Genomic DNA, 15,553 nt, shown 5'->3' with positions numbered 1-15,553 from the left:
CGGCAACCCGCGTCATGCCCCCCAATTCGGGGTTGGGTCAGGCGCGCCGCAAGCAGCCGCAAAGCCTTATCCCGCGCCCGCACACTACCGCGGCGAGGGCGCGAGATACTGGCCCTGTGCCTGGCCCGCCAAAAGCGGGCCGCACTGGTCTGCGGCCCTGATCAATCAGGATTTGCCCGCAGCGCGCACGCGGTCTTCGATGCGCTGCCCCACCTCCGCATCAATGTTTTTCCAGTACTCAAAGGCCCGCTCCAGCACCGGTGACCGCACGCCTGCCAAAAGCGCGCCGCTGACCGTTTCAATCAATTGCGCACGTTGCGCATCGTCAAAAACGTCGCGCATCAGGATACCCGCTTGGGTGAAATCGTCGTCACCGGCACGCAGCGTATAGGCACTACGGACCATCTCGCCATCGGCTTCCCAGCCGTCCGCCACGGGGCCAGTCTCATCGGCCCAGCTACGGCCGCCGCTGTTGGGGGCGTAGACCGGTGCATTGCCGCTATGTTCATAGGCCATTTGACCGTCGAACATATAGGTGTTGACCTTTACCTTGGGGCGGTTGACCGGCAACTGATGGAAGTTCGTCCCGATCCGGTTGCGCTGCGCATCGTTATAGGCAAATGCGCGGCCAAGCAGCATCTTGTCTGGGGATAGCCCGATGCCGGGCACTGTGTTACCCGGCGAAAAGGCGGCCTGTTCAATCTGCGCAAAGAAGTTTTCGGGGTTGCGGTCAAGCGTCATGGTGCCAACCTCGATCAACGGATAGTCGGCATGGGGCCAGGTCTTTGTCAGATCAAACGGGTTGATGCGGTAGGTCTTTGCATCGGCATAGGGCATGATCTGAACAGAGAGCGTCCAGCTGGGATGGTCGCCGCGCGCGATTGCCTCGAACAGATCCCGGCGATGGAAATCAGCATCCGCCCCCGACATTGCCGCAGCTTCGGAGTTGGTAAAGAATTCCATCCCCTGATGGGTGTGAAAATGGTATTTTACCCAAAACCTTTCGCCCGATGCATTGATCCACATATAGGTATGCGAACCGTAGCCATTCATGTTGCGCCACGTCCGTGGCAGGCCGCGCGGCCCCATCAGATAAGTCACCTGATGGGCGGATTCGGGGTTATTGGTCCAGAAATCCCACTGCATATGGCTGTCGCGCAGCCCTGAATCGGGCAGGCGTTTCTGGCTGCGGATAAAGTGCGGAAATTTCATCGTGTCGCGGATGAAAAAGATCGGAGTGTTGTTGCCGACCAGATCGTAATTGCCTTCGTCGGTATAGAATTTGAGGGAAAAGCCGCGCACATCGCGCCAGGTGTCGGGGCTGCCTGCCTCGCCGGCGACGGTGGAAAACCGTGCGAGCATATCGGTGCTGGCGCCTTTCTGGAACAGGGCCGCCTTGGTGTAGGCGGAAACATCTGCGGTTGTTTTGAACACACCAAAGGCCCCCGATCCCTTGGCGTGAGGTTGACGCTCTGGCACCTTTTCACGGTTGAAATGCGCCATTTGTTCAAGAAAATGAACATCATGCAGCACGATAGGGCCATCCGGGCCGACCGTTAGCGAATTGCGGTCACTTGCCGCAGGGGCACCGGTGCTCATCGTGGATCCTGTGCCGTGTGTCTTGCCCATTCTCTTTCCTCCCGTTTGGCTTTTGCGCCCGGCTTTGATCATCGTCGCCGCAGGCTGTATTGGCTTATGTCGGGCTCAAGGTAATGAAGCCCCCGGCTTTTGCAAGGGAGCAGGCTTTTGGCTTTGGCAAAGGCGTTGGCCAAAGCTTTTTGTTCGGAGGATCCGGGCCGCACCCCACTCAGCCGGTCCTACTCCGCTATTCCAGATGAAAACCGCTTATGGCCCTGCCGAGAAATTCCCCTTGAGATAGGACAGGATCAATTCCTTGGTCTCCTCATCCGGTTCAACCATCCCTTGTTCCTTGACCATCCAATCCCAAAGATAATCCCATCTGGCATCGGTAAGATGCTGCTGTTTGATGATCTCGGTAGAGTGGCAGGCCGTGCATTGATAAAATGTCTCTTCGGCCCCTGCGCTATCGGGCAGCCCGCCAAATTCGGGGTTTGGCGCGGCGGCATTTTCGGCCCCCAGCAGCGATCTTGCCGGTTTGCGCGCTGCTGCCATGGGGTCATAGGTTTGGGCGAATACCGAAGCGGCACCCAAAAGAAGGATTGCGGTTGCGAGACAGCCGACCGCATTGCTGAAAGAGGCCATGATCCGTCCTGTCTGGTTGATGAACTCCAACCCGGGCAAATTTGTCTCTCCGGGTTGGAAATGTCGGCTTACATCGCAATCAGCGCGATGCGGTGCTGCATGTTGTTGCCATAGCCCCTTGGGTTCCAACCCGGCACAACCGGAGGCTGGCTGACGCCATTTTTGTCGGTCGCCCGTGCCCAGACCTCATAATAACCCGTTTCCGGCAGGGTGATATTGGCGCGCCAGCGTTGCCATGAAAACGGGTTCGGGGCGGGTTCCAGTTCGGCCGCCTGCCATGTCTGACCAAAATCAATGGACACGTCTACCGCCTGCACATCGCCATTGCCCGCCCAGGCATGGCCACGCACCTCGCCCGGGGTGCCGGCGGTGACCTCGGTTCCCGATTGGGGAAAGGTGATCAAGGACTTGACCGGCATTTCGGTCAGCACGACCATGTCCTTCTCTGGCACCTCGGTGCCTGGCGCGACGGGGTTGGCCGGCACCCGATATGAATAGCCGGTCATCTTTGCACCGTCATGTTCGCGGTCGCGAACCCAGATCCGGGTCAGATACTTTTGCGATGCCGAGCCGGGATAGCCGGGCACAATCACGCGCAGCGGGAATCCATGCAGTGCCGGAATCGGCTCGCCGTTCATCGCCCACGCGATCATGCCGCCCTCTGCCAGCGCCTTTTCGATGGGAACGCCGCGCGAAATAGCCGTCTTGTCAGGGTCGCCAGACAGATGCACATCATTCCCGAAATGGCCGGTATAAACGGCGCTGTTTTTTACCTTGGCCGCGTTCAGCACATCCGCCAGACGCACGCCGGTCCACTCTGGGCAGCCGACTGCGCCCGTAGTCCATTGGTTGCCCGAGGCGCCGGGGTTGAAATACGCCCGCCCATTGCCGCCGCATTCGATCACGATACGGTTGGTTACGGTTTCAAACTGCGATTTCAGATCGTCGATCGTCAGGTGCAAAGGTGTTTCCACCTCTCCGTCCACCGTCAGGGTCCAGCCTTGGGCGTTCTGCGCGATTGCGGTCTGTGGCACCAAGCCGTTGTTGCGTACGAACATCCGCGCATAGGGCGTTATATCGTCGTCCAGCAGATGCGCGGGTGTCTCGGCGTTCAGTGGTCTGTCGCTCATCAGGGTCAGGCCGGGTTTGTCTGACATGAATTCCTGACCGCTCTCTTGCGCCATCGCGGGAAGCACACCGAAGGGCATATTGCCTTCAAAGGGAATGGTCATGCCAACCATCGCCCCCAGGGTCGAAAGCCCGGTGGTTTTCAAAAAGGCGCGGCGGCTTGGTAAGGGCGATCGCTCTGCACGGGACCCATCTTCGTGCGCGACCGGGTTCTGCTTGTTCCGGACTGGTTCATTCAAATCCGCCATGGGACTCTCCTCTCGCCACATTCCAAATTTCAGAGACAATCAGTAGACCCGCCCCAAGGCGCACCTGTCAACCATTGGTATCGGGGCCAGAACTTCCCTGATGCGGGGTTCGGGAAAGCGCCGTGCATGCCCCCAAGCATTGCCGGTTGATGGCGGGGCGCCTTTCTTGCTGACGGCTGGCTGACGCACGCGCGGCCGCCGCGTCAGGAACCTTTCAGCCTTTGCGCGCAGATTGGTTGCATCGAATGAAAGGAGAATGTCATGCATAAGAAACCTATCGTTGCCGTGGCCCTGTCGCTGTTGGCCGCCACCGCAACGGCCGCGCCCTTTGAGGCACCCTATTCGCTAAGTGCCGTTCACGCGGATTTTCAAGCGCAGCTTGAACAGACTGCGCAAAACCCGGGCACGGTTGGCACCACCGCCCGCATCGCCGCCGACCTTATGGGGCCGCATAATGCGGCACAGGAACGGCTGATCCTGCCGATCCTTGGGTTGGCGGAAACCGCGACGGGGGGGCGCATCGTGTCAGACCCGCAAATGGCCGGGCGGTTGCAGGCGCTAAAGGCCGAGTTGGCACAGATAAACGACAGTGACGTGAACCTCGTCATCGCGCTTGTCGAACTTTACGCCGCAGCGGACGAAGCTGGGCAGCCCGACATCACACGTCTTGCCGAGCGGATGATCTGGCACGAGGTAAGCGACGTCAATGTGCTTTACCCCGCAGCACTTTTGGTCGGAGCCTCGCTTCAGACGCAGATGAACACCGTCAATTCCGTGGGTCCGTAAAATGGTCCGGGGCTGCGTTCTGGCCCTGGCGCCATCCGATGATCGGGGTGGCACCGCGTCTAAAGCCGACGGCAGAGCTGAAAACGGCAGGGTGAAACGGGCGACCTTGCCGCGCAGACACATCAACCTGAGGCCGACTGTGATTGTTGGCCTTTTGTTTGCGCGCTTCCTGACAGCAGGCTGACGCAAAAAATATCGCAACGTCAGCCATCCATCAGGTGCTGCCGATAGATTGACCGGATCAATTGGAAAGGAGACCCCAATGAAAAAGACACTGACTGTTTTGGCCCTCATCGCGGCCATTCCGGCGGGTATGGCGTTTGCCGATGATGATTGCTCGGTGCCGCTGGCAAACTGGCAGCCGCGCGCGGCGGTAGAGCAATTGGCCCGCGATAAGGGTTGGACCCTGCGCCGGATCAAGATTGACGATGGCTGCTATGAGATCAAGGGCCGCGATGCCACTGGCCGCGAGATCAAGGCCAAGATCGACCCGGCAACGCTTCGGGTGATCAAGATGAAATACAAGGATGACGACGGTGACAGGGATCACCGAAGCCGCGACCGCAAGAATGATGCGGGCGCCCTGACCCCTGCAACCCCGCCTGACCCGCTTTTGGGGAACGGTGCGCCGCCAAAGGTTCAGGTGAAATGATCCTGAACACCATCCCGGATTAAAAAGGCAGACCCAATGAAAACGCTTCTTGCAACCTTGGCGCTGACAACGGCGCTGACCCTTCCTGGCTTGGCCATTGCGCGGCCAATCACGCTTTCCACCCAATTGCAGGGCTATGGTGGCGATGGCGCCTATCTTGCGCTTTATGTCACGGGTCCATCGGGGGCCTATGCGGGCACGCTTTGGGTGGCGGGTGAAAAGTCGAAATACTACGAACATATGAGCGACTGGTATCGTGCCACCGGTGGGGATCCGGCCCAGATCAACGGTATTACCGGGGCCAGTGTGGGCGCGGGCCGAACGTTGGAGATTACGCTGGATCTGGCCGATGCGCTGTTTGATGCGGGCTATACGCTTCATATCGACGCCGCGGTTGAAGAGATGCGCGACAGCCCCAATGAGATTGCCGTGCCGTTGACGACCACCGGGGCAGGGGCCGTGGTGCGCGGGCGTCGCTACATCGCCAACTTCAGTTACAACATGTAAGGAAGGGCAGGGCCATGACCCGACTTTTACACCGCTGGCCAGGGTTGCTGGTCCTGGCCCTGCTTGCCGTGCTGGCGCTTAGCGGGGCGGCACTATCGGTGTTTGCCGCAGCAGAGCGTCTATCGGCACCGCAGGCTGCGGTGGACCTGTCCGTGGCTGATCTTGTGGCGCGTATCCAGTCCGCTTATCCGGGGGTCGAGCAGATCCGCCGCGCGCCCTCAGGGCAGATCACAGCCTATTGGTTTGTGGACGGCACGCCGGGGGCGGCGATCATCGACCCTGCGACGGGTCGGGGGGTTGCCTCGGCAGATCCAGACCCGTTTGAGCGCTGGCTGACGAACCTGCACCGTTCTCTGTTTTTGGGCGATGGCGGTCGAATTGCCATGGCTGTTGCCGCGGCACTGATGCTGGTGCTGGCAGGGTCCGGGGCGGTCCTTGTGGCGCGGCGCATGGGCGGGTTGCGGCACTGGTTTGCGCCGGTGCGCGGGTCGACCCACGCCAGATTGCATGTGGAAATCGCGCGCATCGCCGTTATCGGCCTTATGTTTTCATCGCTCACAGCCCTGTGGATGACCGCCTCTACCTTTGATCTTTTGCCCGATGACAACGGCGCTCCGACATACGCAGAGCCAAGCGGCCAAAGCGGCATGGCCCCTGCCGCCATTGCGCTGCTGACCCAGACCCCTGCAACAGCGCTACGCGCGCTGAGCTTTCCCTATCCCGGGGATGCCAGTGACATCTTTACGCTCAAGACCGACCGCGGCACCGGATATATTGATCAAGGCACCGGTGCGCTGTTGGGCTGGGCTGATCTGACGGGGTGGGCGCGGGCGTCGCAAACCATGCAGATGCTGCATACGGGGCAGGGGGCTGCGACGCTGGGGTTGGTGCTGGGGCTGATGGCGCTTGCGGTGCCGCTTTTGGGGGTGACGGGCGTTTTGATCTGGGTGACCGGACGGCGTGGCAGGCCGAAAATCCGGGGCAACCGGCCTGCCGGGCAGGCGCAAACCATCCTGCTGATCGGCTCTGAGGGGGGGAGCACTTGGGGCTTTGCCGCAACGCTGCACCGCGCCCTGACACGAGCCGGGCAAAGCGTTCATGCCGCCCCGATGTCGGCTTTTGATCCAAAACGCTACACCCGCGCCGAACGCATCATTGTGCTGGCCGCGACCTATGGCAATGGGGATACGCCCGCCTCGGCCAGGGGTTTTCTGGACCGGTTCGCGCGGTTTGCCAGCGCCCCGGCAATGCCGCTGGCGGTGCTTGGGTTTGGGGATCGTAGTTTTCCCGCCTATTGCAGCTTTGCCAAAATGGTCTGCGCCGCGGCCGAGGCCAAGGGCTGGCAACAGCTTTTGCCCTTCGATACGGTGGACCGTCAGTCCCCCCAGGATTTTGCGCGCTGGGGCCATGCGCTTGGTGCGGCGTTGGGGATCGGGCTTGAGTTGACCCACCAACCCGTAGTGCCGCAATCGCGGTCCTTGACGCTGATCAGCCGCCGCGACTACGGGGCCGAAGTGCAGGCGCCCACCGCAATCTTGCGCTTTGCCTTGCCGCAGGTTTCGCTATGGCACCGCCTGACTGGGCGCGGCTTTGGGCGCTATCAGGCGGGTGATCTTTTGGGTATCCTTCCCCAAGGGTCCAGCTTGGCGCGGTTCTATTCGCTGGCGTCGGGGCAGGGGGATGGTTTCATTGAAATTGTGGTCAGAAAGCTGCCCGGTGGTCTTTGTTCAGGCCAGCTTATGGCGCTTGAGCCGGGCGACAGGGTCGCGGCCTTCGTGCGTGCCAACCCCACCTTCCACGCGGGGCCCGGCCGTCAGCCGCTGATCTTGATCGGCGCGGGCACCGGTGTTGGCCCGCTGGCGGGGTTCATTCGTGCCAATGCCCGAAAACGCCCGGTTCTTTTGTTCTTTGGCATGCGCCATCCGCAAAGCGATTTTCTTTATGCGCGGGATTTTCGCGGTTGGCAGGCCGGGGGTCGCCTGAGCCGGCTGGTCACGGCCATCTCACGCGGTGCCAGGCCGCATTATGTGCAAGACGCCCTGCGCGCCGAAAGGGCCGAGGTGGCGGCGCTGATCTGTAATGGTGCGCGGGTGATGGTCTGCGGCGGGCGACAGATGGCCGCCGGCGTCGCTGAGGCGTTGACGGATATTCTTGCCCCCGTCGGGCTGACGCCGATCATGCTGAAAGCAGAGGGGCGCTACGTTGAAGATGTCTACTAAGCCGCTACAGATTGCACTAAACGGTCCCACCATGGGCACACGCTGGTCAGCGCGGTTTTACGCAGCGCCGGGGTTTGACCCTGTGCCGGTTCAGGCCGCACTGGAGGCGGCGGTAAACGAGGTGGATGCGCAAATGTCCACTTGGAACCCTACCAGCGACCTGATGCGCCTCAATGCGGCGCCCATCGGTGAATGGGTGGCAATTCCGGCGCGCTTGAGTGAGGTTTTGCACCTTGCGTTGAAAATAGGGCAGGCGTCAGGGGGGGCTTTTGATATTGGCATGGGCGATGCCGTCGGGGCCTGGGGCTTTGGGCCTGATGCGGCGGTGCCCGACGCGATCGGGGCGGCGATGATGGCGCGGCGCGCGCCCGCCCATGAGGTGCTGGCCTTTGATGCGGCGGGGCGGGTCTGCAAACGCAGCCCCATCACGCTAGACCTGAACGGGATCGCCAAGGGCTATGGCACCGACCGACTGGCCGCGAGCCTTCGGGGTTTCGGCATCACCTCTGCCCTTGTCGGCATTGACGGAGAGATGCGCGCCTTGGGCTTGCGGCCCGACGGCACGGCGTGGATCATCGCCATCGAGGCACCCGACCGAACACGCCGCGCGCCGCACTCCATCCTTGCGCTGCATGACGCCGCTGTTGCGACGTCTGGGGATTATCGCCACTGGGTCACCATAAACGGCCACCGCCTGTCGCATACGATGGACCCGCGCAGGGGCGCGCCGCTGCTGGCGCCGCCTGCCTCGGTCAGCGTCATTGCCCCGACCTGCGCCGAGGCCGATGCCTGGGCCACCGCACTGCTGGTTTTGGGCGCCAAAGCCGGGGCGGCCCTGGCGCGACAGTTGGGGATCGACGCATTATTTCTGGTGCGCGATGATACCGGCCTTGCCCATGCCGTGGCCGCGGGCGGTGTGTTTGCCCCCAAAGCGGACATCGCCCACGGCTTTTGATTGCGTCCGCTCAGGGCCGAGCCATCCCTGTCATATCCAGCGCAACCGCAGTGCCCAGATCTGCGATGCTGTCTTGCAACAACTGGATCGCGTACTGCGGATTATGGGTATAGGCGCCGGGATCCTTGGCGATGAACTGGTAGTTATAGGCCGCTTTCAGCAGCCGCGGCGTCCAGTTTTGATAGCGGTTTGGAAAGATCGCCTCGCCGGGGGTCACCAGGCCGTCCCCATCTGTGTCGATAAAGAAATAGGGGAAGGCGTGAGGGTCGTAAACAACGGGCATTCCCGCCACCTCGGCCGCGTATTTCTGTATCGCCACGCCCAACATGCCGTGCAATGTGGCGACCGAATGGGCGATGCCTTGCCCCGTGTCGCCCGTGCCCGTCACGTCAAGCGCGGTGCTGCGAATGTCAGAGTATTTGGCAGCCCCCTTGTGGCAACTTGCGCAGCTATCCACAGGTTTGGGCTTAAGGCTGTGCTGGCTGTGGCATGACAGGCAGGTAGAGGGTTCATCCTTCACATGGATGAATTTGCCGGCATAAGCCTTGCCGTCATACTGATAGCCACCGGCCGCCACGCTTCCCATCTGGGTTGCCGCCGCGGCCCGGTAATGAATGTTGATAAAGCTCAGATCACTTGCAACCACGTCATCCTCGCGCCCCGCAACCGCCGCCGTAACGTCCGCCCCCGAGGCGCGACCCTGATGACAGGTAGAGCAGATCGCCTCTTTGCCCAAACCATCGACATGTGCCCCAGAGGGAAAAACCACGCTTTGCAGCGCCATGGATTTGGGGTTGTGGCAGGTGACACAGTCCACTGTCGAGCCAAGGGGTTGCGGCTGGTCGATCACATTTACCGCACGCAGATCCGTGCCCAGATAGTCGATGATTCCGCGGCTGGTGTGGCAGGTCGCACATTCACCCGGCACCACGCGCGCCTCTTCGTCGTTCCAGTGGTTGAAGGCTTCCGCGCTTCGGTCAGCGTGGGGCGATGCCAGCCACGCCTCTGTGATCTTTGCCAGATCGGGCTTTTTCCTTTCTTGTGCGGTCGTAGGTTGCCCGCCCGCAACAAAGCCGCACAAGACAATAAAAAGCACTGAAGTTCCGGTTGGCCAACGCATACTGATCCCCCATGAGAAACGACTTTTAGGTATTGGGTTTGCAAAAGGATGAACGGAAGAATTTGCATTGTCATTGAGGCAGATCATTGCAGCCCCCAGACTGATACTGCTAACCCCGTACAATCCGGCGCTCATCGGTCGGATCGGCTTGCCACGAAAGGCGCAACCCGGCCGCCCTGCCCAAACTGGCGGTCGGTAAGGCTCGATGACCCCGCGGCATTGACGCCCCCCCAAACGCGACAGGTGCGACCTTGCCGCTTCTTGGCCGCCAATGACGTATGATCGGGGCGACCGCAAAGCGGCGCGGTAGGCAAACATCTGCCCCTGAGGGTCCGTCTGACAAGGTTGCCGAAGCCAGCAAAATGGATCTTTCCGGTAACGTTCACGGTGACAGCGAATCGCTGTCTTTCACCCAGTTGCATGCGTCACCGCCACAAACCACACGCCCTGGGGCGCTCTCCCTGATGGTTAGGTCGTTTTGATGCGGATTTGACCTTGTAAACCCGTAACCGGCCCGGATATACCCATCGGCGGAGCTGTGGCCGAGTGGTCGAAGGCACACCCCTGCTAAGGGTGCAGGCCCGGAAGGGTCTCGAGGGTTCGAATCCCTTCGGCTCCGCCACTTGCCATCCCAAAAGCGTTCTCCCGATCCGGCTGCGGCCGGATTTTTCCGTTGTTTTCGGGGGTTATGCGGGTCGGGCTGTTAACCGGCTTAGGTTGCATGAGGCCCGGAAGCGTTCTCTCCGGGCCGCTATTCTCCGGACCTGTTAACCGCAGCCATTCCGGTTATCAGCGTTAAAGCATTGGCGTGGCAACATTAATTGGAACAGTGCGTCTCGATAGTTTCGCAAGGTCATCCGGATGCCGGACGGAACCGAGATCGAACAGTAGAGCTGCGTTGGCCGTGAATCCACTCTGGCTTCCAAATGACAACGCTACATCCGTTCGCGCTTTGTGCTGTGCCAAGCTCGTGCTACGATGTCGAAAAAGCATGAGGCGAGCAGTTGGCGCAGAAGTCGGAGATCGAGTGGACAGACGCAACTTGGAACCCGGTCACGGGCTGCACCAAAGTTGGTCCGGGATGTGACAACTGTTACGCAGAGCGTTTCGCGGAGCGCTGGCGTGGAATTCCGGGGCATCCGTACGAACAAGGCTTCGACCTGAAACTGTGGCCATCAAGGCTACGACAGCCAGCGCTTTGGAAAAAGCCGCGCATGATTTTCGTGAACTCGATGAGCGACCTCTTCCACAAGGAAATCGATCGCGCATACATAGACCAAGTGTTCGACGCCATGGAGCACGCGGATTGGCATGTCTATCAGGTTCTGACCAAGCGCAGTTCGCTCATGCGCAACTATATCCGGACGCGGTATGACGGCGGGCCAGTCCCACGCCACATCTGGCTAGGCGTCTCGGTTGAGGACGCCGCACACACCAGCCGTATCGAACATCTGAAACAGATCAACTCTGATGCCCGCTTCATCTCGTTTGAACCGCTGCTCGGGGCGATCGGCGATGTCAATCTGCGAGGGATCGCGTGGGCCATCGTCGGAGGTGAAAGCGGTCCCCGGGCGCGGCCCATGGAGGAAGTTTGGGCTCGCGAGCTGCGAGACATCTGCGACCGTGACGAGGTGGCGTTCTTTTTCAAACAGTGGGGCGGCGCACGGCCGAAGTCAGGTGGGCGTTTGCTCGACGGCGAAGAGTGGAACGGCTTTCCCTGGCAGATCGTCCCAAAACCAATCCTCGACCAGATTTCAGCATGACCCAATTGCGATGGAGCGCCGTGATCATTGAAAAAATCTCATATTGAGAACACTGTAGGACCTTGGGCACGACAAAAGCTCGATGGTCTTGAAGCCTATCTTCATGCCTATACCTTGGCGCTCAAGAAGCAGCCGTTCGAACTGATCTACATCGACGCGTTCGCTGGTGCGGGCCGGTCGAAGGTCCGCACTGCCTGGGAAGGCGCGGATGAAGAGGATTTGCAGCTCCTCGACGATGAATTCGTAAAAGCTGAGCAGCAGTTCATCGAAGGCTCGCCGCACAGGGCCCTCGCCTTGCAGAACCCGTTCTCTCAATACCATTTCTTTGATGCAGACGCTGGGCGGGCTGCACTTCTCGAAGACCTTCGGGCCGAATATCCGGGCCGCAAAATCAGCGTCAAGGTCGGGGACGCCAACGCGTTGATTCAGGAGTTGGCGCCGCGGTTGAATGGCAGAAACACCAAGGGCGTCGCTTTCCTTGATCCTTATGGCCCGCACCTCGACTGGAAAACCCTCGAAGCACTTGGAGGGACCAAGAAGTTCGAGGTCATCATCAACTTTCCCCTTGGCATGGCGATAAACAGGCTGATCACCCGCTCTGGCGACATACCCGACAACTGGCGCGCCGGACTTAATGGTTGCTTCGGCGGGACTGCTTGGGAGAGCCTTGTTTACGCTGACCGGACGGATCTTTTCGGTGACACGACCCGCCACAAGGTCGATGACGCTGCCAAGCGGCTTCTTGATTTTTATGTCAGCCGATTGAAGACCCTGTTTGGCCACGCGGCAACGCCAAGCATCGTTCGGAACACACGGGGCGTTCCCATCTACTACATGCTTTGGGCCGGGCCTCACCCGCTCGGTTACAAGATCGCCGACCACATTCTCATCAAGGGTGATCGCATCACTCCACCAAAAAAGCGGGCGGAGCGGTAAAACCCGATGCGGTCCTGCCGGTCAACCCAGCCGAAAGGCAGGTTTCGCGAGGATGGTCACGACGAGGCCAATGCAAAAGACAGCGTCACGGCGCAGCAGCTCCTCGGCAGATGCGCCCGTATCTATAGTTCGGCGGTCAAGATTGCTGCCGTCGTCGACATGCCGGAAATGCGACAGCGGATTCCGCAGATCCATCATGCGTCGAAGGTCCGCGACATCATGGTCAGATACCACGTCCCGCTCCCTGCAGCGGCGTAGCGTGTCGGCGAACTGGATGCGTTCGGGGATGTTTTCAACCAATAGGCCCGCGTGCAGATAGGCGGCAAGCAAGTGCTCTGCCAGCCCTTGGCACAGCAGGATCGTAGCCACGAAATTGCCGTGCACGAATGAAGAGCGCGCCTCCACCCAAGCATGGTACGACGCATACCCACCGTAGATCATCGTGCCGGAGCGCCCCATCTGGCCGCCAAGATCTGTCAGCATTCGGAAACGACCGACCTTCTCGGGCAAGTCGTCATGTAGGTCGGCCAGAAGGTGGCGGACGAAGTCCAGATCCGACAGGTCTGACAAGATGTCAGGATGATCGTCACCGCTCATCGTTACGCGGCCTTCGACTGGTCAACGAAAATCTGGTGCAGCATGGCCGGGATCAGGGCTTCTACGTCCTTTCCAGTGCTGGCGCGGATGTCGCGGGCTTCGCAGGCCATTGTCTGAAGACGATCAAACCAGTGCTGACGCTCGATTGAGGGGACGGGCACTTCCAAGCCCTCGAGCTTCTTCAATCCGAGCGTTCGGTTTCGCCCCGCCCCGCCGGGCGATGCTTCGCCCAGCTTTTGCAGGCCTTCGCGTGTTGAAAAATAGAAGCGGAGAAATTCCACAGTTGCCGTGTCCGGTGCAGGCACACATGAGAGGAAGCGGTGCGATCCCACGCGACCATTGTCTTCAGCCTGTGCGACTGCCACCGCGCCTTCCCAAGCGAAGACGATGTTGAACAGCAGGTCTCCAGCATTGATGCTGAACAGCTTCTTGTTGCCGACCTCAGCCCCAGGCAGATCAGGTTTATGGAACGTGCCTTTTCCAAAGGAACGGACGCCTAGTTCCGGATAGGTCCCATCAAGGTCCGCCGCGACCGGGCGGCGGACCAGGGGGGCGACTTCCGACATGGGGCGCAGTAGCGCGCCGTCGATGGCGCGCTGGAAGGCCTTCAGCAGCATGGCCTGCGTTTCGCGTTCGGCGGCTTCGATGGCGCGACGGCGTTCGTCCACAAGTGCCGCGACTGCGTCGAGACGCTGGACGATCCGGCGCTGTTCTTCGAGAGACGGTAGCGGCACAATCATCTGAAGGAACTTCTCTTCCTTCATCCGCACGCGGTTCGTTGATCCCGCACTTGCTCTGCGACATAGGTCGACGAACTCAGGAGTGCGCGAATACCACTCGAAGTAATGCGGCAGCACAATTGAATCGTCGATGTCAAAGCACGGGAAATCATTACTGACTAATGCCCCGTCCAACTCGACCGGAACGATACCAAAAGCGCCATGACGGGCATCGATCCGGGAAATCAGAAACTGACCAGCCTTGGCACAAAACTGACGCGGGGCTGCAATTGCCGCCCCCGGTACTTCGCCGCGAAGCGTCAGACCCTTTCCCCAAAGGCGTGCAGTGATCTGCTTATATTGCACATCTGGTGCGACTGGGACCCAGTCCTCTGACTTGGTCAGGAACCTGTCGATGGTGATCGTTCGCGCCATCACAGGCGCTCTGCCAGAGCGGCCTTGATCTCGTCCATTATACCAAGAATCCGCTCTTCCTGCGCGATGATCGCGTCGACAATCTCTGTTGGCGCACGATGGTCGAGTTGCCGGAACCTATCGTCATGCCTGGCCTGGCGTCCGTTCCCGCACCTCCGCCCGCAGGCAAGCTCGCGCTCTATGCCCGCGATCGCGCAGGAGCGGGATGGCTCGATGTCCAGCGCCCCTCGGGCCGGTTCTTCCCCTTGCAGCCGCATTTCGGGGTGAACCGGATCGCGACATGGGCTCCATCCACAGGCACCACAGTCAACACCAACGGCATGCCGCGCACCGCTGTAGGAACGGTCGCGACGCCGACACTGGCGACTACAAATCTCTCGACCAGTATGCGCCGCTGGCGCGTGACCAGCGCAGCGACTGTTGATGCTGCGGCCGAGGAACGCTCCGCTGGCTGGGTGTGCTGGCGCGGCAATGCGGATGGCCTGGGCGGCTGGACCTATGTGAACCGACTTTCCCTGACAACGATTCAGGCGACCGGGATGGGCTTTTTCGGCCTTTACGGCTCAACCGCAGCACTGGCGACGACCCTGACGCTTTCGGCCGTCATAAACTGCATCGGCATCGGATTCCAGCGCGGGACCCATGCGAACTGGCAACTTGTGACCAACGACGGTTCCGGAGCGCCGAGCCTGACCGACCTTGGCGCCAGTTTCCCGGTGAACAGCATGACCAACGTGCTGACGCTGACCATTGCTGCATCGCCAAACGACGCGGATATCGGCGTGAGAATTGTCGAGGAAGTCAGCGGCGCGGTGGCCGAGTTCACCCTCACCACCGACATTCCCGCCGCAACCCAGTTGCTCAGTCCGCGCAACTACATGAACAATGGGGCCACAGCGGCGGCAGTCGCCTACGACTGCTCTGGGGTGTATGTGGAAACCGACTACTGATCCTGATGATACTTAAAGAATTCTTGTTCCATCAGTTCGAATTCGCACGAACTGATCGGGTCTGGCGCAAATGTAGCAGACAGGGTGGGGCGCAAATCCCTGAAGTGATTTCGCAAACGGCATCGTGTCTTGCGAAAATCAGCGACGGATCATAGATATTCGCCATCTTCATGCTGCCGGGTTCAATGCCGAGATTTCTTTTTTCCCTCTTGCTGGTGGTTGCCGTCGCGTGGTTCGGCGTCCTTCCGCATGCGGCAATGGCGGGGGAGATGCAGACAACGGCGGCACCCTGTCACAATGAACAAACCGTCATGA

Annotated in this window: 14 protein-coding genes and 1 tRNA gene; 9 read left to right on the top strand and 6 right to left on the bottom strand. The window is 60.4% G+C overall.

All coding sequences use genetic code 11. The annotated features are described in order from the left end of the window. Window positions 1–165 precede the first annotated feature (165 nt). From ACM62R_RS09825 to ACM62R_RS09815, 3 genes are all read right to left on the bottom strand, one after another. Entirely contained in the window at window positions 166–1,599 is a 1,434-nt protein-coding gene (locus tag ACM62R_RS09825; protein ID WP_415183873.1) for a catalase, read from the bottom strand. Between the two features lie 246 nt (window positions 1,600–1,845). Next, window positions 1,846–2,223 carry a cytochrome C-552 gene (locus ACM62R_RS09820; RefSeq protein ID WP_415183872.1) on the bottom strand — a complete coding sequence of 126 codons (378 nt, stop codon included), beginning with the start codon at window positions 2,221–2,223 and terminating at the stop codon, window positions 1,846–1,848. A 68-nt stretch (window positions 2,224–2,291) separates the two neighbouring features. Continuing rightward, window positions 2,292–3,599, bottom strand: a complete 1,308-nt coding sequence (locus ACM62R_RS09815; protein ID WP_415183871.1) for a sulfite oxidase — start codon at window positions 3,597–3,599, stop codon at window positions 2,292–2,294. 261 nt (window positions 3,600–3,860) lie between these two features. Here ACM62R_RS09815 and ACM62R_RS09810 point away from each other — a divergent pair, with 261 nt between their 5' ends. The 5 genes from ACM62R_RS09810 to ACM62R_RS09790 all read left to right on the top strand — a co-directional run bounded on the left by ACM62R_RS09810 (window position 3,861) and on the right by ACM62R_RS09790 (window position 8,718). After that, window positions 3,861–4,385 carry a hypothetical protein gene (locus ACM62R_RS09810; protein ID WP_415183870.1) on the top strand — a complete coding sequence of 175 codons (525 nt, stop codon included), beginning with the start codon at window positions 3,861–3,863 and terminating at the stop codon, window positions 4,383–4,385. Between the two features lie 262 nt (window positions 4,386–4,647). After that, window positions 4,648–5,037, top strand: coding sequence for a PepSY domain-containing protein (locus ACM62R_RS09805; RefSeq protein WP_415183869.1), 390 nt, complete (start codon window positions 4,648–4,650; stop codon window positions 5,035–5,037). Between the two features lie 36 nt (window positions 5,038–5,073). Continuing rightward, window positions 5,074–5,544 (top strand): DUF2271 domain-containing protein, encoded by a 471-nt coding sequence (locus tag ACM62R_RS09800; RefSeq protein ID WP_415183868.1) that lies wholly within the window; start codon window positions 5,074–5,076, stop codon window positions 5,542–5,544. A 14-nt stretch (window positions 5,545–5,558) separates the two neighbouring features. After that, window positions 5,559–7,763, top strand: coding sequence for a PepSY domain-containing protein (locus ACM62R_RS09795; protein ID WP_415183867.1), 2,205 nt, complete (start codon window positions 5,559–5,561; stop codon window positions 7,761–7,763). 31 nt (window positions 7,764–7,794) lie between these two features. After that, window positions 7,795–8,718 (top strand): FAD:protein FMN transferase, encoded by a 924-nt coding sequence (locus tag ACM62R_RS09790; protein ID WP_415183866.1) that lies wholly within the window; start codon window positions 7,795–7,797, stop codon window positions 8,716–8,718. Window positions 8,719–8,728: 10 nt separating this feature from the next. On the opposite strand, the gene ACM62R_RS09785 is transcribed toward ACM62R_RS09790, so the two are convergent. Next, window positions 8,729–9,838 (bottom strand): polyheme membrane-associated cytochrome C, encoded by a 1,110-nt coding sequence (locus ACM62R_RS09785; RefSeq protein WP_415183865.1) that lies wholly within the window; start codon window positions 9,836–9,838, stop codon window positions 8,729–8,731. A gap of 532 nt (window positions 9,839–10,370) precedes the next feature. Here ACM62R_RS09785 and ACM62R_RS09780 point away from each other — a divergent pair. The 3 genes from ACM62R_RS09780 to ACM62R_RS09770 all read left to right on the top strand — a co-directional run bounded on the left by ACM62R_RS09780 (window position 10,371) and on the right by ACM62R_RS09770 (window position 12,537). Continuing rightward, window positions 10,371–10,460 (top strand) — tRNA-Ser (locus ACM62R_RS09780). Window positions 10,461–10,842: 382 nt separating this feature from the next. Beyond that, entirely contained in the window at window positions 10,843–11,601 is a 759-nt protein-coding gene (locus tag ACM62R_RS09775; RefSeq protein WP_415183864.1) for a DUF5131 family protein, read from the top strand. Between the two features lie 27 nt (window positions 11,602–11,628). After that, complete coding sequence (locus tag ACM62R_RS09770) at window positions 11,629–12,537, top strand: three-Cys-motif partner protein TcmP (protein WP_415183863.1); 909 nt, start codon at window positions 11,629–11,631, stop codon at window positions 12,535–12,537. A 21-nt stretch (window positions 12,538–12,558) separates the two neighbouring features. Here ACM62R_RS09770 and ACM62R_RS09765 read toward each other — a convergent pair whose 3' ends face one another. Together ACM62R_RS09765 and ACM62R_RS09760 are read right to left on the bottom strand one after the other, a co-directional pair. After that, window positions 12,559–13,134, bottom strand: a complete 576-nt coding sequence (locus ACM62R_RS09765) for a hypothetical protein (RefSeq protein WP_415183862.1) — start codon at window positions 13,132–13,134, stop codon at window positions 12,559–12,561. Window positions 13,135–13,136: 2 nt separating this feature from the next. Further along, window positions 13,137–14,288, bottom strand: a complete 1,152-nt coding sequence (locus ACM62R_RS09760; RefSeq protein WP_415183861.1) for a restriction endonuclease subunit S — start codon at window positions 14,286–14,288, stop codon at window positions 13,137–13,139. A 320-nt stretch (window positions 14,289–14,608) separates the two neighbouring features. Here ACM62R_RS09760 and ACM62R_RS09755 point away from each other — a divergent pair, with 320 nt between their 5' ends. Then, complete coding sequence (locus ACM62R_RS09755; protein WP_415183896.1) at window positions 14,609–15,238, top strand: hypothetical protein; 630 nt, start codon at window positions 14,609–14,611, stop codon at window positions 15,236–15,238. Window positions 15,239–15,553 lie beyond the last annotated feature (315 nt).

Origin of the sequence: Phaeovulum sp. (assembly GCF_047638075.1) — a bacterium.
In the GTDB taxonomy this organism is placed as follows: Bacteria; Pseudomonadota; Alphaproteobacteria; order Rhodobacterales; family Rhodobacteraceae; genus UBA6197.
The sequence above is the reverse complement of the archived record's forward strand: the minus strand, read 5'-3'. Positions and strand labels throughout refer to the sequence as shown.